Source organism: Pseudomonas sp. 2995-1, assembly GCF_002742505.1.
In the GTDB taxonomy this organism is placed as follows: domain Bacteria; phylum Pseudomonadota; class Gammaproteobacteria; order Pseudomonadales; family Pseudomonadaceae; genus Aquipseudomonas; species Aquipseudomonas sivasensis.
On the sequence record NZ_LJSA01000377.1, the window covers coordinates 635,241 to 655,989 of the forward strand.

At 60.1% G+C, this 20,749-nt stretch carries 20 protein-coding genes, 1 tRNA gene and 1 pseudogene; 18 read left to right on the forward strand and 4 right to left on the reverse strand.

Features of this window, described 5'->3' with window-relative positions:
- Positions 1–19: 19 nt before the first annotated feature.
- The 3 genes from AOA61_RS20135 to AOA61_RS20145 form a co-directional block, all read right to left on the reverse strand.
- Positions 20–331, reverse strand: coding sequence for an AzlD domain-containing protein (locus AOA61_RS20135; RefSeq protein WP_032885717.1), 312 nt, complete (start codon positions 329–331; stop codon positions 20–22).
- Positions 328–1,023 carry an AzlC family ABC transporter permease gene (locus AOA61_RS20140; RefSeq protein ID WP_032885718.1) on the reverse strand — a complete coding sequence of 232 codons (696 nt, stop codon included), beginning with the start codon at positions 1,021–1,023 and terminating at the stop codon, positions 328–330. The genes AOA61_RS20135 and AOA61_RS20140 overlap by 4 nt, the downstream gene beginning before the upstream one ends.
- Before the next feature lie 71 nt (positions 1,024–1,094).
- Positions 1,095–1,310, reverse strand: coding sequence for a hypothetical protein (locus tag AOA61_RS20145; protein WP_003191339.1), 216 nt, complete (start codon positions 1,308–1,310; stop codon positions 1,095–1,097).
- A gap of 230 nt (positions 1,311–1,540) precedes the next feature.
- Between AOA61_RS20145 and AOA61_RS20150 the strand changes: the two genes are divergently transcribed.
- From AOA61_RS20150 to AOA61_RS20180, 7 genes and pseudogenes are all read left to right on the forward strand, one after another.
- Complete coding sequence (locus tag AOA61_RS20150; protein ID WP_099602524.1) at positions 1,541–2,824, forward strand: arsenic transporter; 1,284 nt, start codon at positions 1,541–1,543, stop codon at positions 2,822–2,824.
- 12 nt (positions 2,825–2,836) lie between these two features.
- On the forward strand, positions 2,837–3,628 hold the full coding sequence (locus tag AOA61_RS20155) for an AraC family transcriptional regulator (RefSeq protein ID WP_099602525.1): 792 nt from the start codon (positions 2,837–2,839) through the stop codon (positions 3,626–3,628).
- Between the two features lie 73 nt (positions 3,629–3,701).
- On the forward strand, positions 3,702–4,313 hold the full coding sequence (locus tag AOA61_RS20160; protein WP_099602526.1) for a LysE family transporter: 612 nt from the start codon (positions 3,702–3,704) through the stop codon (positions 4,311–4,313).
- A gap of 317 nt (positions 4,314–4,630) precedes the next feature.
- Entirely contained in the window at positions 4,631–4,924 is a 294-nt protein-coding gene (locus AOA61_RS20165; protein WP_081797647.1) for a hypothetical protein, read from the forward strand.
- 235 nt (positions 4,925–5,159) lie between these two features.
- On the forward strand, positions 5,160–7,874 hold the full coding sequence (gene mgtA / locus AOA61_RS20170; protein ID WP_099602527.1) for a magnesium-translocating P-type ATPase: 2,715 nt from the start codon (positions 5,160–5,162) through the stop codon (positions 7,872–7,874).
- 65 nt (positions 7,875–7,939) lie between these two features.
- Entirely contained in the window at positions 7,940–8,287 is a 348-nt protein-coding gene (locus AOA61_RS20175) for a DUF2493 domain-containing protein (RefSeq protein WP_095184707.1), read from the forward strand.
- Between the two features lie 18 nt (positions 8,288–8,305).
- Positions 8,306–8,512, forward strand: a pseudogene (locus AOA61_RS20180) (hypothetical protein); the annotation flags it as partial.
- Here the strand turns inward: AOA61_RS20180 and AOA61_RS20185 are convergent.
- Complete coding sequence (locus AOA61_RS20185; protein ID WP_099602634.1) at positions 8,509–9,207, reverse strand: tellurite resistance TerB family protein; 699 nt, start codon at positions 9,205–9,207, stop codon at positions 8,509–8,511. The pseudogene AOA61_RS20180 and the gene AOA61_RS20185 overlap by 4 nt on opposite strands.
- Positions 9,208–9,310: 103 nt before the next feature.
- Here AOA61_RS20185 and AOA61_RS20190 point away from each other — a divergent pair, with 103 nt between their 5' ends.
- From AOA61_RS20190 to AOA61_RS20250, 11 genes are all read left to right on the forward strand, one after another.
- Positions 9,311–9,838, forward strand: coding sequence for a DinB family protein (locus AOA61_RS20190; RefSeq protein ID WP_099602528.1), 528 nt, complete (start codon positions 9,311–9,313; stop codon positions 9,836–9,838).
- 154 nt (positions 9,839–9,992) lie between these two features.
- The gene (locus tag AOA61_RS20195) at positions 9,993–10,274 is read left to right on the forward strand and encodes a hypothetical protein (RefSeq protein ID WP_099602529.1); all 282 of its coding nucleotides are present in this window, start codon (positions 9,993–9,995) and stop codon (positions 10,272–10,274) included.
- A gap of 254 nt (positions 10,275–10,528) precedes the next feature.
- Positions 10,529–10,615: transfer RNA gene (locus AOA61_RS20200), tRNA-Leu, on the forward strand.
- Between the two features lie 1,214 nt (positions 10,616–11,829).
- Positions 11,830–13,002, forward strand: coding sequence for an acyltransferase (locus AOA61_RS20215; RefSeq protein WP_158234811.1), 1,173 nt, complete (start codon positions 11,830–11,832; stop codon positions 13,000–13,002).
- 525 nt (positions 13,003–13,527) lie between these two features.
- Positions 13,528–14,766 (forward strand): ABC transporter substrate-binding protein, encoded by a 1,239-nt coding sequence (locus AOA61_RS20220; RefSeq protein ID WP_099602532.1) that lies wholly within the window; start codon positions 13,528–13,530, stop codon positions 14,764–14,766.
- Positions 14,767–14,776: 10 nt separating this feature from the next.
- Complete coding sequence (locus AOA61_RS20225) at positions 14,777–15,646, forward strand: branched-chain amino acid ABC transporter permease (RefSeq protein WP_032885732.1); 870 nt, start codon at positions 14,777–14,779, stop codon at positions 15,644–15,646.
- The gene (locus AOA61_RS20230; protein ID WP_095184703.1) at positions 15,646–16,671 is read left to right on the forward strand and encodes a branched-chain amino acid ABC transporter permease; all 1,026 of its coding nucleotides are present in this window, start codon (positions 15,646–15,648) and stop codon (positions 16,669–16,671) included. The genes AOA61_RS20225 and AOA61_RS20230 overlap by 1 nt, the downstream gene beginning before the upstream one ends.
- Positions 16,668–17,390 carry an ATP-binding cassette domain-containing protein gene (locus AOA61_RS20235; RefSeq protein WP_099602533.1) on the forward strand — a complete coding sequence of 241 codons (723 nt, stop codon included), beginning with the start codon at positions 16,668–16,670 and terminating at the stop codon, positions 17,388–17,390. Before AOA61_RS20230 ends, AOA61_RS20235 begins: the two co-directional genes overlap by 4 nt.
- The gene (locus AOA61_RS20240) at positions 17,383–18,087 is read left to right on the forward strand and encodes an ABC transporter ATP-binding protein (RefSeq protein ID WP_099602534.1); all 705 of its coding nucleotides are present in this window, start codon (positions 17,383–17,385) and stop codon (positions 18,085–18,087) included. Before AOA61_RS20235 ends, AOA61_RS20240 begins: the two co-directional genes overlap by 8 nt.
- 10 nt (positions 18,088–18,097) lie before the next feature.
- On the forward strand, positions 18,098–19,612 hold the full coding sequence (locus tag AOA61_RS20245) for an amidase (RefSeq protein ID WP_099602535.1): 1,515 nt from the start codon (positions 18,098–18,100) through the stop codon (positions 19,610–19,612).
- On the forward strand, positions 19,609–20,733 hold the full coding sequence (locus tag AOA61_RS20250; RefSeq protein WP_099602536.1) for a transporter substrate-binding domain-containing protein: 1,125 nt from the start codon (positions 19,609–19,611) through the stop codon (positions 20,731–20,733). The genes AOA61_RS20245 and AOA61_RS20250 overlap by 4 nt, the downstream gene beginning before the upstream one ends.
- Positions 20,734–20,749 lie beyond the last annotated feature (16 nt).

Below are 20,749 nucleotides of genomic sequence, written 5' to 3' on the forward strand. Positions count from 1 at the left end.
GCTTTTTTTTGCCTGCGCTTCAGAGCCACCAGCGGAACAGATAGAACAACGCCATGCTCAGCAGCACCGTAAGCAGCACATTGCGCGTCCAGAACATCAACGCGACCGCACTGATACCCGCCAGCAAATAGGGGTTGGCGGGGCTCAGGTTGAGCTGATGGTCAGCAAGAAAAATAATCGGCCCGCAAATCGCTGTCAGCATCCCCGGCACGGCAAACCCGAGAAACTCCCGCGCCCCACGGTTGAGGCGCACCGGCAGGCGCGGTTCGATAAACAGGTAGCGGTTGAGAAATACCACCAGGCCCATGGCCACAATCATCAGGTAAATCATCGCTGCCCTACTCCCAATCGCTTGCAGACAAACCCTGCACTCATGCCCAGCACGCCGGACACCACCACTGCTGACTCCCAGTGCAGGAAACTCAGCCACACCGAACACAGCAGCGACACCGCCACGCAGACCACGGTCGGCACATCCCGCACAACGGGGGTGATCAGAGCGATAAACGTCGCGGCAATGGAAAATTCCAGGCCCAGTTGATCAAGACCGGGAATGCTTTTGCCCAACACGATGCCGGCCAGGGTGAACAGGTTCCAGGCGATATAAAACGTCAGGCCGACGCCCAAGGCATACCAGCGATTGAAGGTCTGGCGATCATAGTGGCTGACCAGTGCGAAGAACTCATCGGTCAGTAGAAACCCCAGGCTCATGCGCCAACGGCTATTAAGTGCCGACAACGTGGGGCGCATATGCATGCCGTACAGCAAATGCTGGGACGTCAGCAGCAAGGTGGTCAGCACGATGGAAATCAGGCTGGCGCCACTCTTGACCATCCCGATGGCAACCAGTTGCGCAGCACCGGCGAACACAATGGCGGAAAGGCCTTGGGCCTGCAGCGGGGTGAATTGCGCATCGATGGCCATGGAGCCGGCCAGCAGCCCCCAAGGGGCACAGGCCAGGGACAAGGGAATAACGGCGATGGCGCCGCGAGCGAAGGCGTAATGAGGTAAGGCAGTAGGCATGGAGACGGCTCATCGACAGACAGTCGACAAGCATGCCAGCGTAATCAGGGAGTTGTCTTGAACGATCTTGCTCAAGCGAGCTTTACAGAGACCTGCTCCACCGAGTCGCGAGCTTCACGCAATTCGTAGGCGTCCTGGTTCAGACGATGAATCGTATTGAGCAAGCGTTGACGCAGCACTTCATCGCCGAGCTTTTCGACGGCGCGCATCAGGTCAAACGCCGCGGTTTCGTTATTTTCCGCGACGGAATCCAGGGTCTTGCGCAGGTTACGAGTGGCACGGGTCACGCGGGGTCTTCCTTCTTCAGCAATGGGCGGGCACTTTAGGACATTCGTGTTTCATTTTAATTTCAATCACTTGTGGTTGATTTGTCGGTGTTTGATCCACGTCAATTGAAACAAGGTTTGGCTGAAATATCGGGAAATACGTATATTCCCTAACCCCCTTCATACAACCCGCCATGGTTGCAGACCACAACGGGCCAGCACCTGCCGCTGAGCCACCGGAGCGTTAATTCATGCTTGTCGCCGTTGCTATTTTTATCGCCACCATCGTCCTGGTTATCTGGCAGCCCAAGGGGCTTGGCGTCGGCTGGAGCGCCACCTTGGGCGCGATCCTGGCCCTCGCCTGCGGCGCGGTCAGCCTTTCGGACATCCCCGTGGTATGGCACATCATCTGGAACGCCACCGGCACGTTTGTCGCGCTGATCATCATCAGCCTGCTGCTCGATGAAGCCGGTTTCTTCGCCTGGACCGCGCTGCATGTGGCGCGTTGGGGCCGTGGACGCGGCCGTCGCTTGTTTGCCTATATGGTGCTGCTCGGTGCGCTGGTGTCGGCGCTGTTCGCCAATGACGGCGCGGCACTGATCCTTACTCCGATTGTCATGTCGATGCTGCTGGCCCTGCGTTTCTCGCCGGCGGCGACCCTGGCGTTCGTGATGGGTGCAGGCTTTATCGCCGACACTGCAAGCCTGCCACTCGTGGTATCGAACTTGGTGAACATCGTCTCGGCGGACTACTTCAAGATCGGCTTCAACGAATATGCGGCGGTGATGGTTCCGGTCAACTTTGTCAGCGTCGCGGCCACGTTGGCGGTGTTGCTGTGGTTCTTCCGCCGCGACATCCCGCAAACCTACGACCCCGCCGACCTGGCCGACCCCGCCAGTGCCGTCCACGACCGTGCCACCTTCCGCGCTGGCTGGTGGGTGCTGGGCATCCTGCTGATCGGCTGTTTCGCGCTTGAGCCACTGGGCATTCCCATCAGTGCGATTTCCGCCGTATGTGCCGTGCTCTTACTGGTCATCGCCGCCAAGGGCCATAAGATCTCCACGCGCAAAGTGCTGAAGGAAGCGCCGTGGCAGATCGTGATCTTTTCCTTGGGCATGTACCTGGTGGTCTACGGCCTGCGTAATGCTGGCCTCACGGATTACCTCGCCACCTGGCTCGACACCTTCGCCGAGTACGGCGTGTGGGGCGCGGCCATGGGCACCGGTGTGCTGACGGCCTTGCTGTCGTCAGTCATGAACAACCTGCCCACAGTGCTGATCGGCGCGTTGTCCATTGAGCACAGCCATGCCGTGGGCGTGGTTAAGGATGCGATGATCTACGCCAACGTCATCGGCAGCGACCTGGGCCCGAAAATCACCCCCATCGGCAGCCTCGCCACTTTGCTGTGGTTGCATATCCTGGCGCGCAAAGGCATCACCATCACTTGGGGTTACTACTTCAAGGTCGGGATTGTGCTGACCTTGCCGGTGCTGCTGGTCACCCTCGCCGCCCTCGCCCTGCGTCTGAGTATCTGACGGAGAATGCCGATGAAAGCCCTGCAACACGCCTGGCTTGGCAACTATGAAGTCAGCAGCACGGTTTGCACCGGCCTGACGTTCGCTCGCCATAGTCACGACGAGTGTGTGATCGGCGTGAACCTGGTGGGCGAGGAGAAAGTCTGGCTGGACCGCAGGGAATTCGACGCCGGGCCGGGCAGCATTACGCTGTACAACCCAGGGCAGATTCAAGGCGGCGGTGCGGCGGATGGCGCGCCTTGGCAGTTCGTCAGCCTCTACGTCACGGCGGATCAATTGGCCGCGGACTTGGGCTTGGCGCACCTGGAGTTTGATCGCCCGTTATGTTTTCAACCGCTGCTCGCGCAACGCCTGGCGGCGGCGGTGAAAGGCGCATTGAGCGCCGACACCTTGGTTCGCGAGCTGAACGAAGACTCCTTGGTGTCGCTGCTGGGAGAGGTGGTCGCGATCAGCGGCGTGCGTCTGCCCCGCCCCCCTGCCACGGCTAACCCCATGGTCAGCCGCGCCCAGGAGTTGCTGGCGGCGCACCTGCATCAATCGCTGCCGTTGGACCACCTCGGCGATGAGTTGGGGCTGTCCAAGTTCCACCTGCTGCGCGCCTTTCAGAAAGCCACCGGGCTCAGTCCTCGGCAGTGGGCCATGCAACTGCGCACCCGTCGCGCCAAGGGTTTGTTGCGCATGGGCGCGCCAGCCTCGGACGTCGCCCATGACCTCGGGTTTGCCGACCAGAGCCACCTCAATCGGCATTTTCGCGCGGCTTACGGCATGACCCCGGGTCGTTACCAGAACGTCGTAAAACGTTGAACTGCGCAATCTGGTTCAAGACACTCTCCAACCTGCGCCTCACACTGCCCCCATCAATTGAAGGAACGCGGGCATGTTGACGATCTTTTTCTACGCGCTGGTATTCGGTTTTGTGTTTTGCCTCTCCCCTGGCGCCGTGCTGGCGGAGACCTTACGGCGCGGCTTGCTCCATGGCTTTACTCCCGCGCTGATGGTGCAGATCGGCTCACTGGTCGGTGACGCCGTCTGGGCCGTGATCGGCCTGACCGGCATTGCCCTGCTGATCCAGCACGACGCCGTGCGTGTGCCGATGACCATTGTCTGCGCGCTGTACCTGGCGTGGCTCGGCGTGCGTAGCCTGATCGACGCCTGGCAGTTGCCTGAAGCCGGCAGCGCACCGGCCAGCTCCGGGCAGAATGCCTTGGCGGTGGGCGCGGCGATCTCGTTGGCCAATCCGAAGAACATTGTTTACTGGGGGGCATTGGGCAGTGCCTTGTCTGGCATTGTCGGCGCCACGCCCAGCCACGGGCAAACCTTGATGTTTTTTGCAGGCTTCATGCTGGCATCGGTGTTGTCCTGCTTTCTGATCGCGGCGCTGGTTAACCTGCTACGCAAAAACGCTTCGCCCCTGTGGCAACGCATCAGTTATGGCGCCTGCGGGCTGGTATTGATATATCTGGCGATTCTCGCCGCGCACGGTATATGAAGTTATATAGCCAACAACTTCCAACGCGTTTTGTCTGAATGAAGTCTGAACACTGGTCAGTTTAATTAATCATGCGTTGACATTTTGTAACTGTCTGAGTAGATTGCCCCTGCCCGCAACTGGGGCCTTTTTTAAACCTCACAAAAGAAGCCAATGGACACAGTATCTAGTCGCTGTCCGAGCACCGCATTTGCGGGCGTCGGGCGCCAAACCCAGAATATGACAGGACTCGTCTCCCCGGTCCGGTAAGCTGCGCTAGAGCTTGATGCTCCACCGTAACTGCCTCACCGGATGCCCGTCCGGTCCCGAGGTGTGTTATGACCTTCCAACTCCTTGTTTTACCCGATGTACGCACGCTGGCCGCAGCCCTGCGCGCCAAGCCAGGCCGAGCACCCGCAGGCTTTTGCCCTGCCCGGTCGACCTTTGTTGCACCCTCCCCTCAAGTGCATCCAGCCCGACCGCTGGCGCACTGGCGTATCTGCCCGCAAAGCGGCCAATTGATGCAGCACTGGGAACATGCCGACCCTCAAGACCCGCAGAGACCGAAGGTTTCCAGCCTGGCTCACGCTGGCTTGATGCTCGGTCTGTATGTGAGCGCTCGCGCCGCCTGACCTGGCTGAAAACAGCAACTTTCTTATTAATTCCCTGGAGTTCTTTATGAACGCATCCAGTCGTAGCCCGCTGCACGTTAGTTAACTAACGCGCTGTTGGCGGGCGTTATAGAAGTTATGTGAACACTTTAATAAAACCGATCGCGAAGTCCGCGGCTCGGCATGCTTTTGCTCGCCTGTATTCAGGTAAGTACCGGGTATGTTTTGTCGAGAATTGGCGACAGGAGTACAAACAATGAGCGCCGTAAAAAACACGCCACTGAGCAAGAAAAAGAGCACCTGCGAAGGCACCAAACTGTCGATGCGTGCCGCCCGCGAAGCCCAAAACGGCCTGCAAGCCACCCTGGCCAACGTACGCGCCACCCAGGATGGCCTGACCGAATTGGACGCCTCTGCACGTCTGCAACGGGAAGGCGCTAACGAAGTCGCCCATGACAAGCCGCCGCACGCCCTCATCCAGTTCCTGCACGCACTGAACAACCCGTTCATCTACGTGCTGCTGACCCTGGGCGCCATCAGCTTCTTTACCGATTGCTGGCTGCCGATGCAGGAAGGCGAAGACGCTGACCCGACCAAAGTCATCATCATCATGACCATGGTCCTGCTCAGCAGCCTGTTGCGCTTCTGGCAGGAGCACCGCTCGGCAAAATCCGCCGAGGCCTTGAAGGCCATGGTGCGCACCACCGCCACCGTACTGCGCCGTGAGCAAGTGGGCAGCCAACCGACCCTGCGCGAAGTACCGATGCGCGAGCTGGTGGCGGGCGATATCGTGCAACTGTCGGCCGGGGACATGATCCCCGCCGACATCCGCCTGATCGAATCCCGAGACCTGTTTATCAGCCAGGCCGTGCTCACCGGCGAAGCCTTGCCGGTGGAGAAGTACGACACCCTGGGCGACGTTACGCAAAAAACCGCCGGACCGGTGATCGCCGACCAAGGCAACCTGCTGGACCTGCCCAATATCTGCTTTATGGGCACCAACGTGGTCAGCGGCCGGGCCACGGCCGTGGTGGTGGCCACCGGACCGCGTACCTACTTTGGCTCCCTGGCCAAGGCGATTGTCGGCTCGCGAGTGCAGACCGCGTTCGACCGTGGGGTCAACAGTGTCAGTTGGCTACTGATCCGCTTCATGCTGGTGATGGTGCCCATCGTGTTCTTCCTCAACGGTTTCTCCAAGGGTGACTGGGGCGATGCCTTCCTGTTTGCGCTGGCGGTTGCCGTGGGCCTTACCCCGGAAATGCTGCCGATGATCGTCAGCGCCAACCTGGCCAAGGGCGCCACGGCCATGGCCAAGCGCAAAGTGGTGGTCAAGCGCCTCAACGCGATCCAGAACTTCGGCTCCATGGACGTGTTGTGCACCGACAAGACCGGCACCCTGACCCAGGACAGAATCATCCTCGAACATCACGTCAACGCCTTTGGCCAACGTGATGATGCCGTGCTGTCCCTGGCTTGGCTCAACAGCTACCACCAGAGCGGCATGAAGAACCTGATGGACCAGGCGGTGGTGCAGTTTTCGCAACAGAACCCGACATTCCAAGTGCCGTTTGCCTACAGCAAGGTCGATGAGTTGCCCTTCGACTTTGTACGCCGCCGCCTGTCCATCGTGGTCAGGGACGCGGCCGACGACCATCTGCTGGTGTGCAAAGGCGCCGTGGAAGAGATGCTGGGTATTTCCACCCATGTAATGGACGCTGGCGCCGCGGTGCCGTTGGATGAGCGCCGTCGCGAGCAACTGCTGTCAATTGCCAACGATTACAACGAAGACGGCTTTCGCGTGCTGGTGGTGGCGACTCGCACGATCCCCAAGGCGTTGGCACGCAAGCAGTACACCACCGTCGATGAGCGCAACCTGGTGATCCACGGTTTTCTAACCTTCCTCGATCCACCGAAGGAAACCGCCGGCCCTGCGATTGCCGCACTGCAACAGATCGGCGTGGCGGTCAAAGTGCTGACTGGCGACAACGCGGTCGTCACCAGCAAGATCTGCCGTCAGGTCGGCCTTGAGCCCGGCCAACCGCTGCTGGGCGTTGAAATCGAATTGATGGACGACATCACCCTGGCGCGCCGAGTGGAGGAACGCACGGTATTCGCCAAACTCACGCCGTTGCAGAAATCCCGTGTGCTCAAGGCCCTGCAAGCCAACGGCCATACGGTGGGCTTCCTCGGGGACGGCATCAACGATGCCCCGGCGCTGCGCGATGCCGACGTAGGCATCTCGGTGGACAGTGGCACCGACATCGCCAAGGAGTCGGCCGACATCATCCTGCTGGAAAAAAGCCTGATGGTGCTGGAGGAAGGCGTGCTCAAGGGCCGCGAAACCTTCGGCAATATCATGAAGTACCTGAACATGACCGCCAGCTCCAATTTCGGCAACGTGTTCTCAGTCTTGGTGGCCAGTGCGTTTATCCCGTTCATGCCGATGCTGGCGATCCACTTGCTGCTGCAAAACCTGATGTATGACATCTCCCAGCTGGCGTTGCCGTGGGACAAGATGGACAAGGAATACCTGGCCAAGCCACGCAAGTGGGACGCGAAAAACATCGGCCGTTTCATGCTGTGGATCGGGCCGACCTCGTCGATTTTCGACATCACTACCTTTGCGCTGATGTGGTACGTGTTTGCCGCCAACAGCGTCGAGATGCAGACGCTGTTCCAGTCCGGCTGGTTTATCGAAGGACTGCTGTCGCAAACCCTGGTGGTGCATATGCTGCGCACCCGCAAGATCCCGTTCTTCCAGAGCACGGCCGCATGGCCGGTGCTGATGATGACCTGCTTGGTGATCGTACTGGGGATCTACGTGCCGTTCTCGCCCCTGGGCACCCTGGTGGGCTTGCAGCCACTGCCGCTGGCTTACTTCCCATGGCTGGTGGGCACCTTGCTCAGCTACTGCTGCGTGGCCCAACTGATGAAAACGATCTACATCCGCCGCTTCAAGCAGTGGTACTGATCACCCCTGCCGTTTAAACGGTGGCGGTCGCTGGGCCGCCACCGTGTCTTACAAGGAATCGGACTATGCGCATCTTGATCTGTGCAGGTCGTCATTACGCCGACACCAAAAAGTCTCGCCAGGTGCTGGACGCCTACCATCGCCTGCGCCCGGTGCAGGTACTGATCCACGGCGGCAACCAGTTTCTCGGCAGCGATATCGAAGAATGGGCCCGTGAAATCGGTATCGACGTGGTGCGTTACCCACCCAATTGGCAACGCCACGGCAAGCAGGCAGAACGCCAACGCAACCACTTCATGCTGACCGACAGCCACCCCGACGTGGTCATCGCCTTGCCGGGCGGTGAGGACACATCGGAGCTGGTCTGCCAGGCCCGAGCCAGCGGCATTTCGGTACTTACCGTAGAAAACTGAACCCAAGCGAGGTGCATCATGCACAACCTACACACCCCAAAGCGCCCTGACGGGTTTGCCAAATACCGCGCGCGTCACCGCCGCGATGTGCGCCACAGCCTGCTGCTGTTGCCGCCGGCCAAACGCCGTGCGCTGCGGCGCAATCTGATCTTTATCGGCCTGGCCCTGAGCGTTGTTTTGCTTATCGCCGTCGTGTCGAAGGCGAATGCGGCAGGCGCTGCCTACGCTGGGGTTTTAAGCTGCTGCTCAAGTTGCAGCTGCATTTGAGGATCAATGCTCAGCGTAGCCGCCAGCTCATCCAGATAATTGCGCTCTGCGTCCTGCTGATCATCCACCAGCATCACACTGGCCAGGTACACCTCGGCCGCTATCGCCGGGTCATGTGCGAATTCGGCAAAATCCGCAGCATCCAAGGGCTTGGCGACTTCGGCGTCGAGCCACTGCTGCAGTTGCGGGTCGTCGGTGTGCTTGCCCAGTTCAGTGGAGATCATTTGCTGCTCTGCGTCATCGATCCGACCGTCGGCCTTCGCCGCGGCAATCAAGGCACGCAACACCGCATGGCTGTGGGCCTCGGCTTCAGGGCCACCCAGCTGGTCGACTGTCTGAAAGGACGACTGCGGTTTGGAGGCCTGCTGACTCTGCCATGCCTGATACGCCTTGAACGCCATCATCCCCAACGACGCCAACGCCGCGTAATTCATCCCGCCGGAGCGCCCCTGTGCAGAACGTGTCGCCGCCCCGCCACCGAGCATGCCGCCGAGGCCGCCTAACAATCCACCCAGACCGCCACCGGCCGAAGCATTGCCGGTGCTGGTGCCCTTGAGCAAACCGCCGAGCAGCCCGCCCAGGCCGCCGCCCGCAGCGCCACCGCCGGACTGCCCGGCGCGCAGCAGTTGTTCGAGTAGGTCGCTTGTGTTCATGGTGTCACCCTTGCGCGCGTAGAATTGGCGTTCAACAACCATAGTCCGCCGCTGCCGAAACTCCATGACCGCCGAGCGGGCGCGTATTCAAGCAGGGAAACCCGTGAACCGAATCGAGCAGATTGCGCTGATGGCGACCTACAACCAGTGGATGAATCGCAAAGTCTATGACGCCGCCGCCAGGCTTTCGGATGCGCAATTACGCACGGACCGTCAGGCTTTTTTCGGCTCTATCCTCGGCACACTCAACCACCTGGCGCAGGGAGACACGGTCTGGCTCAAACGCTTCGCCCAGCACCCGGCAGGCTTTACAGCGCTAGCCCCACTGGAAGCCATTGCCATGCCCGTCGACCTCAAGCATCTGGCCTTTGCCGACCTTAGCGCGCTGGCTGCCCGTCGTACCTGGCTGGACCAACTGATCATCGATTGGACCAAGACCCTGCGCGAGCCTGATCTCGACCTGCGCTTGCATTACCACAACATGCGTGGCGCCGCCGCCGACAAGCCCTTTTCCAGCCTGCTATTGCACTTTTTCAATCATCAGACCCACCACCGGGGTCAGGCGACCACCTTGCTGACCCAGGCCGGAGTGGATGTCGGCGACACGGACCTGCTGGCACTGATCGACTGACGGCAGCGCGCTGCTGAGCAGGCTAGAGCCATAAACGAACGCCTAGGCAACTGTGAGGTCGTAATGACAGGTGCCGGGATCTTTCTGCGCCCGCCCTCTTCGCACCCGTCGTGGGTTTACCGATGGGTGCACCCCATAAGAAGGAGACGCTTACATGGTCATTCACTTCAAGGTCGCCGGGCATCTGGCTTGCGGCCACCACGGTACCAACCTCCCCTCCAGCGCTGAGCTGAACCGGGTCAAGTGCCGTACCTGCCGCAACACTGAGGCCTACAAGGAAGCCCGCCGCACCCAACGCAATGCCGCTCGGCGTGCTTCGCGCAAAGCCAAGCCCCCCACCGCCACTGACTGGCGCAGCGCCTGGACCCAACGTCTCACCGACCTGCCAGGGTTGCAGCGTTTGCCCAGAGGGTTCAGCGGCCAGCCTTTCGTATAGGCCTGCACACGCAAGCCCCGGCTAAACCGGGGCTTGTTTGCGATCGCTCTGCCTTTCTGCTGAAGATTCATGACGCCCATCTGTGATTCTTGTGTTCGGGCAGCAGAAACCTACTGGACTCTCTTTTAAAACCCCTGTAGCCCACTGATCTTTCGAGCTTTTTCATCTTGCTCGATGCCCAACAAAGGTGCGTTACGGCCTTGCGCATACGCGCCTTGATCTATATATTCCCAACCCTGCTACACCGCGCTACCGCCCGAATGGCGAAACTGGTAGACGCATGGGACTTAAAATCCCCCGCTCGTAAGGGCGTCCCGGTTCGATTCCGGGTTCGGGCACCATAGATATCAAGGGCTTGCATGATTAACGTCATGCAGGCCCTTATCTTTTGCGCTAAGCAATTTTTGACACTGCTTCGCAACTCCCTTCCCTGGCGTTCCGCCGACGCAAATCAAATCGGCATACTTCACCGACTACTTCGCTGTTCTCATGACTGCATAGCAAAAAAGCCCAGCAATCGCGCTGGGCTCAGATAGGGAAACTCAGTAAAAAATATGTGCCGTGCTACTTAACCCTTAAAGCTTCTGTGGCGACTCCGTACCTGCGAGGGGATCCAGCCACCACCAGCATGGCGATAGACGAAGAAACCGAAGCAACCAAGTCTCTACCCTAGCCAGGTCCGCCCATACACTCTGCGGTGCTGGAAAGCATTGCTCCCGCCTGCTGCACCAGCTTTCTCCACTCATCGCTGGTGATGAGTTCGGCAAGCTCCATGGCGTCAGCCCGCCGCAGCAATCCAAAATACTTAACCTCTGCGTCCGTTTGACTTACGGCCTGTGTAAACAGGTCGCGCCAGGCTGTCATGGCTAGTCTTCGCTGTGCCTCTCTCATCGAGGGCCCCTAATGGTGAGATGAGTCAGTATGTATTAGGTTGCCGGGCGCGTTCGGCGTGATCTCGTTATTGCCGACCAATGGCGGCCATAAGCCATTAATCGCGAGGTTTTGGCTCAGTCACGGGAAAGTAGTGGGTCCGTTCGCACTGATCGTTGGCGTTTGATGGGCGATCTTCGCGCTGAGCTCCTTGTATCTGCCCTTCGGAGCGCCATCTATTGAGTCGGGAATCCTGACGATTACAACTTCCCCAGGTATTACATAGAGCTCGCTACGTGCGTGGCTTTCTGCTTTTGCGACATCCTTTTCACCTGGCATTTACAGGACAGGGTGCTAAATCACCCTACTCCTTTGAAGAATTCCCTTTAGGCCCGCCCACAAGCGGGCTTTTTTTTGCCCGTTAGAAAGGCGCCAGATCCTCTTCGGGCTCAAGCTCGGCCTCCAAACCGCGACTGCCGTACGCGCACAACAATCTGACTACCCGCAACGAACCTTCCTACAAAGCGAATTGTCGAAATGTGGCTTTGGTCACCCGTCTGCGCGCCCACCTATCAGGGAGAACCCAGCAGCCATCACCGGCTAATAGTCGGCGTGGTACCGGTTTTCTCGTGCCAGCTAGACAAAAGCCAACTATTCACGCGACATCTCAAGAGGCAAAGGAATCGTGCCCGAACAAAAAATCAATGCCCGCAACACAATTGATGAGTCCTTGGGAAATGCAAAATTGCCCGTAGAGCGGCTAGAGTCTTTAACATTTCTGCGCTTTGTTGCAGCCATCGTAGTGGTTCTTTTCCATTACGGAAAAGAAACGCAAATTTACGCAAGCTTGCCAACGATACTGAATTGCGGGCCGATCATGGTCACTTTCTTTTTCGTACTGTCAGGCTTTGTGCTCGCCCTATCGAATACAAAAAAGAACATTCCGACCTCACAATTCTATGTAAACAGAGCCGCCAGGATATTGCCCATTTATCTAATAGCGCTACTGGCTTACATGGCAATAACAAGCAGCTCACTAAACGGCAAATTTTTTATATCCGCCGCCCTTATTCAAGCGTGGCTCCCAAAATACGCAACGACTTTAAATTACCCTGGCTGGTCTGTTTCAGTTGAGATGTTTTTCTATTTGATTTGCCCATTGCTGATTTTTGTCAGCAATACAAAAAAAGACGTACGCCTCAAGGTGTGGCTGGCGTCCTCGCTACTCCTTTGGGTTTTCAGCCAAGTCGTGCTCAGCTACTACAGCCGTACAGACCCCTATGGCAATACCAGTCCGCGCCTGCACTCGCTGATCAATTATTTTCCACCTTCACACCTGTGCAGCTTTGTCCTTGGGTTCACTGCCGGGCTCATGTTCAAAGCAGGCGTATTGCACAACGTCGTCGGGGAGAAAACTGCGCTCGTTCTCAGCATCGTGTTGTTCGCCATTATCGGCAAGATAATTGATTACGGCCCAAGAATAGATGATGCCATCGGCGCGCACTTAGCGTACGGAAGTAGTTTCACAGCCATCCTGTTTGCCCCAGCGATTTACTTTTGCGCCATAGCAAACAACTTACTAAAAAAAGCCCCCTTCATACCCGTGCTTGTCATACTCGGAGAATCCAGCTATTCGCTTTACATACTGCAAGCGCCGGCTCACCTTGCTTTCCAAATGCTGCCGACTCAGTTTCTTTTTGAATCCAGCACGATTAATTTTTCAGTCTTTGTCATCTTTTTAATTTCGCTGTCCATCGCTTCATACTTCCTGATTGAAAAAACCCTTTCAAAAACGATCAAAGTTTTTTATGCAAAACGCATGAAGCGTTCACCCGTTAAAACTGAAGCCGTAGCCTGAGAATATCGCCTCGCCGTTCTCCCGTGCTCACGCGACGACAGATTGAACACTGACCGTATTTGCATCATGCAAGCGTGGGCTTGGCTCTTGAGGCGCCGTTTACACGGCGTAAAGCAACCGCGCACCTGTTCCAAACGCACGCACACGGTGCGTCGTTTCTACCCAGGTGACATTTTTCGGAGCGTGGCCAGCGTCGCCATACACCCTGGTTTCCTTTAAAATCATAAACATAGCGTTTATGGCCTGAAGCTTGCTTTTAAGCTATCGCCGCGCCATGCGGCACTCGTTTCCCCCATCCTCTCAGGGTGGGCGACCCAGCCTCAACGATGCGGCTGGTGTCTCCAAGTGAAGCGAATCACATATCCAGCCGACAGCGCCGTCGGTATGTGAAATCAGGCCCTCCTTCCCCGCCTGCATTTCTTCCCAGACCTTCTTTCCTTCATTGCAAACCGTCATGCCCGGCGCTTTTCCTGGCGTGCTTCGGGCTGCAGTGGATAGGGAGTCCGGGTTTCAGGAGTCTTCCGAATGGCTATGAATCGTCGTGCTTTCCTGCGTGCATCTGCGATTTCCGCGGCTGCAGTGTCCACGTTGAGCCTCAAGAGTTTCTCGGCGTTTGCTGCCGACGACGCGATCAATATCGCCTCGCTGTATGACAACTCCGGCGGCCTCGACATCTACGGCAAACCCATCGTCGATGCGCTGACCTTCGCTGTCGAAGAACTCAACAGCGCCGGCGGCTTGCTCGGCCGCCCGCTCAACCTGATCAAGTACGACACCCAGTCGAACATGCAGCTTTACGCGCAATACGCCCAACAGGCCGCGCTCAAGGATCGCGCGGCGGTGGTGCACGCCGGTATCACGTCGGCGTCGCGGGAAGTGGTGCGTCCGGTGCTGGACCGCTACAAGACCTTGTATTTCTACAACAACCAATACGAAGGCGGCGTGTGTGACCGCAACTTCTTCGGCACCGGTGTCACACCCGGCCAGACCGTGGAGAAGCTGGTGTCCCATGTCACCAAGAAGTGGGGCAAGAAGGTCTACATCGTCGCGGCGGACTACAACTACGGGCAGATCGTCACCGCCTGGGTCAAGAAGTACGTCGAGCAAGCGGGCGGCGAAAGCGTCGGCATCGAGTTCTTCCCACTGGACGTGACCAACTTCGGCGCGACGATCTCGAAGATCCAGGAAGCCAAGCCGGACTTCGTCTGGTCGGCGCTGGTGGGCGGCGCGCACATGTCGTTCTATCGCCAGTGGAAAGCCGCAGGCATGACCGGCAAGCTGCCGATTGCCTCCACCACCTTCGCCGGCGGTAACGAGCACATCGTGCTGTCGCCGGAAGAATGCAACGGCATCCTGATCTGCCAGAACTATGTGCAGGAACTGGCCACGTCGCAGAACCAGGCGTTCGTCGAGCGCTTCCATAAGCGCTTCGGCGCGGACTATCCGTACATCACCGAACTGGCCATGGGCGCTTACCAGGGCATGATGCTGTGGGCCGAAGGCGTGCGCCAGGCAGGTACGGTGGAGCGCATGGCCGTGACCCAGGCCCTGGAAAAAGGCATCAGCCTGGACCTGCCCAGCGGCAAGGTCAGCATCGACCCGGCGACCCACCACTGTGTGCTCGACGTGCACATCGCCGAAGTCCGCGACCGCCGCCTGGAGGTGGTCGAAAGCTTTGCCCAGCAAGCGCCGTCCGACACCGCCGCCGTGTGCGACCTGGTGAAGAACCCGCGCGACGCCAAACAATACAGCATCGCGCTGTAAGGAGGCCGACATGGATTGGGCTGCCATTTTTTCCCTGCAAATCGTGGGCGCCATCGCCACGCTGGTGCTGCTGAGCATTGGCCTGGCGGTGGTGTTCGGAATGATGAAAATCATCAACCTCGCCCACGGTGAATTCATGATGCTCGGCGGTTACGTCGCCGTGCTCGCCACCCACAACCTGCACGTACCGATCTGGATTTCGATCCTGGTGCTGGCGCCCTTGAGCGTGGGCCTGTTCGGCATGCTGGTGGAACGCCTGCTGGTGCGACACCTGTATGGCCGCATGATCGACACCATGCTCGCCACTTGGGGCCTGAGCCTGGCACTGACCGGCGCCGCCACCATGCTGTTCGGCAACACGACGGTGGGCATCAGCTCGCCCTTGCCGGGCATCACCGTGGGCGCTTATCAAACCAGCGGCTACGGCCTGTTTGTGATCGCCGTGGCGGTCGCCGTGCTGCTGGGCATGTGGGCGCTGCTGCGGTTTACCCACTTCGGCCTGTGCGCCCGCGCCACCATGCAAAACGCCAAGATGGCCGCTGCACTCGGGGCCAATCCGGGACGGATCTACAGCCTGACCTTTGGCCTGGGCGCGGCGCTCGCGGGTTTGGGCGGTGCCGTGCTGGCGCCGCTTACCGGGGTGATTCCAACCCTCGGCGCCAGCTACATCGCCAAGGCCTTCATCACCGTGATCGGCGGCGGCAGCGCAGTGATCACCGGCACCCTCACCGCCGCCGGTGGCTTCGGCGTGATCAGCCAGGTGGTGACGTTCTTCAGCACTCCGGTGTTTGGTGAAGTGGCGTTGCTGCTGGCGGCCATTGTGCTGATTCGCGTACTGCCCCAGGGCATTACCGGTCGATTCTTTCGGAGGGCGTTCTGATGCCTGTTGATACCCGCACCCTATTACCGGTGCTCGGCTGCGTCGTGGCTGCGCTGCTGGTGGCGGTCCTGCCACAGTGGCTGGATCTGTTTACCCTGCTGTCCTTGACCATCTACTTGGTGATGGCGCTGCTGGCCCTGAGCCTTGCGTTTATCTGGGGCTTCGGCGGCATCCTGTGCTTTGGCCAGGCGGCGTTTTTTGGCCTGGGCGCCTATGCCTATGCCATCGGTGTGCTGAACATCGGCGACAGCACCTGGCCGGTGCTGCTGGCCATCGCAGTGCCCGCCCTGGTCGCCGCCGCCATGGGTTACTTCATGTTCTACGGCGGCATTAGCGACGTGTACCTGGGGGTGATTACGCTGGCGGTCACGCTGATTCTGTTCAACGTGATGAACTCCACCTCGGGCTCCGAATACCACATCGGCAGCGCACTGCTCGGCGGTTTCAACGGCATTCCAGCGATTCCCACCCTCAACATGCCGTTCAACCCTGAACGTGTGCTCGAACCGGAAACCCTGTTCCAGGTAATCGGCGCCGCGCTGATCCTCTGTTACCTGGGGCTGCGCGGCCTGCTCGCCAGCCGCTTCGGCAAAGTGGTGGTGGCCATTCGTGAGAACGAACAGCGCGCCGGTTTGCTGGGCTATGACACGCGCCTGCACAAGTTGATCGTGTTCAGCCTGGGTGGCGGCATCGCCGGGCTCGCGGGTTGCCTGTTCGCCAACTGGGGCGCGTTTGTCAGCCCAGGCGTGTTCGGATTGGCGCAATCGGCGCAGATCATCATCTGGGTCATCGTCGGTGGCCGTGGCACCTTGTTCGGGCCGATCCTGGCGTGCATCGGCATCCAGGCGCTGATGGCGCGCCTCGGTGAACAGCAGCATGTGGACAGCGGCTTTGTGCTCGGCCTGATTCTGCTGGTCTTCGTCATGTTGCTGCCCCGTGGCTTGCTGCCGACCTTGACCGGTTGGGCAGCGCGTGTTTTCCAACGTCGCCCGCAACCGACACCTGCACAGGAGCGCGCACTATGAGCCTGTTGCAAACCCAAGGCCTGGGCGTCAGCTTCGGCGGCGTTCACGCGGTCAAAGCCGTGGATTTCACCCTCGACAGCGGCGAACTGCGTTGCCTGATCGGCCCCAATGGCGCCGGCAAAAGCACCTTCTTCAAGATGCTCAGCGGCCAACTCAAACCCACCCGCGGCGTATGCCACTTCAAGGGCCAGCGCATTTCAGGGCTGGCGCCGCACCATGTCGCCCGGCTCGGCATCGGCATCAAAACCCAGGCCCCCAGCGTCTTCGACGGCCTGGATGTGCTGGAAAACCTGCGCTTGGCCGCCAGTCGCCGACAAGCGCCAAACGAAGCCCGCGCCACTGCCGAGCAGACCCTGGAACGCATCGGCCTAGTCGACTTGCGCGCACGCCTGGTGGGCGACCTGGCCCACGGCCAACGCCAATGGGTGGAGCTGGGCATGATCCTCGCCTCGCGCCCGGAGTTGGTATTACTGGACGAACCCGCCGCCGGCATGACGTACCAGGAAGTGCGCAAGACCGCCGCGCTGATCAAAGAAATCAACGCCCACAGCACCGTGGTGGTGGTCGAGCACGACATGGAGTTCATCCGCCTGATCGCAGGCACCGTCACTGTGTTCAACCAAGGCGCAATCCTCGCCCAAGGCAGCTTTGCCGAAGTGACCCAGGACCCGGCCGTGCGCGAAGCGTACTTGGGCAAGCAGGAGATCAAACATGCTTGAAGTCATCGGTCTATCCGCCGGTTATGGGCGTATTCCCGTGTTGCGTGACATCCGCTTGAGCTGTGCCGCCAACACCTGCGTCGGTGTACTGGGTCGCAATGGCATGGGCAAGACCACCCTGTTGCGCGCCTTAATGGGCGAAATCCCCGCCATGGCCGGCAGCCTGCATTTTGCCGGCGAAGACTTAAGCAAAGCCGCCGCCCACCAACGCGCCCGCGCCGGCATCGGCTATGTGCCCCAGGGCCGGCAGATATTCCCTTACCTGAGCGTGCGGGAAAACCTGCGCATGGGCTGCGTGAAGGACTTCGCCGCAACTGACGCCACCATCGAGCGCATCCTCGCGTACTTCCCGCGCCTGCACCGCTTGCTCGACCAGCCCGGTGGCGCGCTGTCCGGCGGAGAGCAACAACTGCTGGCCCTCGCCCGCTGCCTGTGCGGCACCCCGAAAATCATCCTGCTGGACGAGCCCACCGAGGGCATCCAGCCATCGATCTGCGACGAAATCATTGAAACCCTGCAGCGCCTGCGTGTGGAACAGAACCTGGCGGTGATCCTGGTGGAACAGGACATCGAATTTCTCAGTGCCCTGTCCGACCGCATTCTGATCATCGAGAACGGCCAACTGGTGGACGAGGTCGACCCGGCTCACACCAGCGCCGAAGCCATCGCTGAGCGCTTCATGGGCTTTCATGCATAAGGAACCTGCCATGTCTATTCAACGCCCTACCCTGGCCGACCTCACCGAAGTCGGCCACAGCCTTGGCCTGCAAATGGCCGAGCCGCTGCTGCACGAATACGCGAACATTCTCGAAGCCGTGTGGCAGGACTACGACCGCCTGGATGGCATCGCCAACCCGCCATTGCCCCCCCGTTACCCTCGCGGCCCCGGCCAGGTGCCGCAGCACAACCCTTACAACGCCTGGTACGTACGCACCGAGATTCAGGGGGCGCCAACGGGCAAGTTGGCCGGCAAGCGCGTGGCACTCAAGGACAATATCTGCCTGGCCGGCGTGCCGATGATGAACGGTGCATCGACCCTGCAGGGCTACGTGCCGGACATTGACGCCACTGTCGCGACACGTGTGTTGGACGCTGCCGGACAGATTTTGGGCAAGGCCCATTGCGAGTTCTTTTGTGTGTCGGGCAGCAGCCATACCAACGCCACCGGCGCAGTGCACAACCCGCGTAATCCGGGGCATTCCACCGGCGGTTCGTCGTCGGGCTGCGCGGCGCTGATCGCGGCCGGCGAAGTGGATCTGGGCATCGGCACTGACCAGGGCGGTTCGGTCCGCATTCCGGCGGCCTACTCCGGTATCTACGGCATGAAGCCGACCCATGGGTTGATCCCCTACACCGGGATCATGCCCATCGAGATGACCCTAGACCACGCCGGCATCATGAGTGCCAACCTCGCCGACAACGCGCTGCTCTTGGAAGTGCTGGCCGGCGCCGATGGCCTCGACCCCAGGCAGGACCGCGTCGTGCCGACCGAAGCTTATACCCAGGCCCTCGGCAAAGGCTGCAAGGGTCTGCGGATCGGTGTGGTGCGCGAGGGCTTCGGGCATGCCAACTCCGAGGCCGATGTGGACGCGGCGGTACGCCGTGCCGCTGCGTTGTTCGTAGACCTCGGGGCACGGGTGGAGGACATCTCGATACCGCTGCACGCCCTGGGCCACGCCATCTGGACACCCATCGCGGTGGAAGGCACCACCCAATTGCTGCGCGGCTACAATTACGGCTCGAATTGGAAAGGCCTGTACGTAGAGAGCCTTATGAACGCACAGCAAGACTGGCAGACCCAGGCTGGGCAATTCCCGCACGACCTGAAAACCTGCCTGCTGGCCGGTGAATACGCGTACACGCGTTTTGGCGGCCAGTACTACGCCAAGGCTCAGAATGCTGCACGGCAATTACGTGCGGCCTACGACCAGCAATTGCAGGACTTCGATGTGCTGCTGATGCCCACCGTACCGCTCAAGGCGCCAACCTTGCCGACAGCAGACGCCACACCCAGCGAGTGGGTGCAACGGGCCCTGGAAATGAACGCGAACACCGCGCCCTTCGACGTCACCGGCCACCCTGCCCTGTCACTCCCGTGTGGGCTTGCCAGTGGCCTGCCAGTGGGCATGATGCTGGTGGCGCGGGACTACGACGAAGCCACGCTGTACCAAGTCGCGCACGCCTTTGAACAACATATCGACTGGGAAAGCCTGATTTCATGAGCGCCTCTGACTACAAAGTCGGCCTGCTGTTTTCCGAGAGCAGCCTTACCGCTGCCTCGGAAACCACCCAGGCCAATGCCACCCACCTGGCGATCGCCGAGGTCAACGACGCTGGCGGCATCCACGGACGGCCACTGGTGCCAGTGGACGGCCATCCCGGCGCGGAACCGTCGGACTACCGCGACAGCGCCCTGCGCCTGTGTGACGAACACCAGGTGCAGGTGTTGTTCGGCACCCACATGTCGAGCACCCGCAAAGTGGTGTTGCCGGTGGTCGAGAGCCGCCGCCGACTGCTGTTCTACCCGACCCTCTACGAAGGGTTTGAATACTCGCCCTGGTGTTACTACACCGGCTCCGCACCGAACCAGAACTCAGTCCAACTGGCGCAGTACGTACTGGCGCATTTCGGCAACCGCGTGCTGTTTGTCGGTGGCTCCTACGTGTACCCGTTCGAGTCCAACCGCATCATGCGCGAACTGTTCGAACAGGCCGGTGGCGAAGTGGTGGACGAGATCTACTTGCCGTTCCACGCCACCGCCGAGGACTTCGAACGGGTGATGCAACGGGCGCGTGCCACGGCACCGGATGCGATCTACTCGACCATCGTCGGCAGCGATATTCCGGCCCTGCACCGCGCGTACCGACAGGCCGGTTTCGACCCGGCGCGCATGCCCATCGTCAGCCTCGCGACCAACGAGGTCGACGTGTTGCACATGAGCGATGAAGAGGCCGAGGGGCATGTGTCGGCGGCGCCGTGGTTCTCCAGCCTGGCGACGCCTGCCAGCCAGGCGTTCGTCGCACGTTACCGAGCGCGCTTCGGTGACACGGCGCCGCTGACGGCGGGCGGTGAGGCGGCCTATTTCCAGGTGCATCTGTTCGCCGAGGCAGCGCGGCGTGCCGAGGGTTCGTCCATTGAAGCGTTGCGCAAGGCCTTGGCCGGTGCGCAGTTCGACGCGCCCCAGGGCCGCGTGCAGATCGACCCGGACACCCAGCACACTTGGCTGTGGCCTCGCATTGCGCGTCTCGACCACCAACGCCGTTTCGAGCTGGTGGTGCAGAGCGAGCAGCCGGTGAAGCCCAGCCCTTACATGGTCGATTACCAGCTGGATGTGCAGCCATGAACAGTGGGAGTGCAAG

Coding starts and splice junctions, on each gene's coding strand:
- AOA61_RS20160 (WP_099602526.1), top strand. CDS start 3,702: ATGTTGACGATCTTTTTCTACGCGCTGGTATTCGGTTTTGTGTTTTGC.
- AOA61_RS20235 (WP_099602533.1), top strand. CDS start 16,668: ATGAGCCTGTTGCAAACCCAAGGCCTGGGCGTCAGCTTCGGCGGCGTT.
- AOA61_RS20230 (WP_095184703.1), top strand. CDS start 15,646: ATGCCTGTTGATACCCGCACCCTATTACCGGTGCTCGGCTGCGTCGTG.
- mgtA (WP_099602527.1), top strand. CDS start 5,160: ATGAGCGCCGTAAAAAACACGCCACTGAGCAAGAAAAAGAGCACCTGC.
- AOA61_RS20165 (WP_081797647.1), top strand. CDS start 4,631: ATGACCTTCCAACTCCTTGTTTTACCCGATGTACGCACGCTGGCCGCA.
- AOA61_RS20240 (WP_099602534.1), top strand. CDS start 17,383: ATGCTTGAAGTCATCGGTCTATCCGCCGGTTATGGGCGTATTCCCGTG.
- AOA61_RS20220 (WP_099602532.1), top strand. CDS start 13,528: ATGGCTATGAATCGTCGTGCTTTCCTGCGTGCATCTGCGATTTCCGCG.
- AOA61_RS20250 (WP_099602536.1), top strand. CDS start 19,609: ATGAGCGCCTCTGACTACAAAGTCGGCCTGCTGTTTTCCGAGAGCAGC.
- AOA61_RS20175 (WP_095184707.1), top strand. CDS start 7,940: ATGCGCATCTTGATCTGTGCAGGTCGTCATTACGCCGACACCAAAAAG.
- AOA61_RS20140 (WP_032885718.1), bottom strand. CDS start 1,023: ATGCCTACTGCCTTACCTCATTACGCCTTCGCTCGCGGCGCCATCGCC.
- AOA61_RS20225 (WP_032885732.1), top strand. CDS start 14,777: ATGGATTGGGCTGCCATTTTTTCCCTGCAAATCGTGGGCGCCATCGCC.
- AOA61_RS20155 (WP_099602525.1), top strand. CDS start 2,837: ATGAAAGCCCTGCAACACGCCTGGCTTGGCAACTATGAAGTCAGCAGC.
- AOA61_RS20245 (WP_099602535.1), top strand. CDS start 18,098: ATGTCTATTCAACGCCCTACCCTGGCCGACCTCACCGAAGTCGGCCAC.
- AOA61_RS20195 (WP_099602529.1), top strand. CDS start 9,993: ATGGTCATTCACTTCAAGGTCGCCGGGCATCTGGCTTGCGGCCACCAC.
- AOA61_RS20135 (WP_032885717.1), bottom strand. CDS start 331: ATGATTTACCTGATGATTGTGGCCATGGGCCTGGTGGTATTTCTCAAC.
- AOA61_RS20150 (WP_099602524.1), top strand. CDS start 1,541: ATGCTTGTCGCCGTTGCTATTTTTATCGCCACCATCGTCCTGGTTATC.
- AOA61_RS20185 (WP_099602634.1), bottom strand. CDS start 9,207: ATGAACACAAGCGACCTACTCGAACAACTGCTGCGCGCCGGGCAGTCC.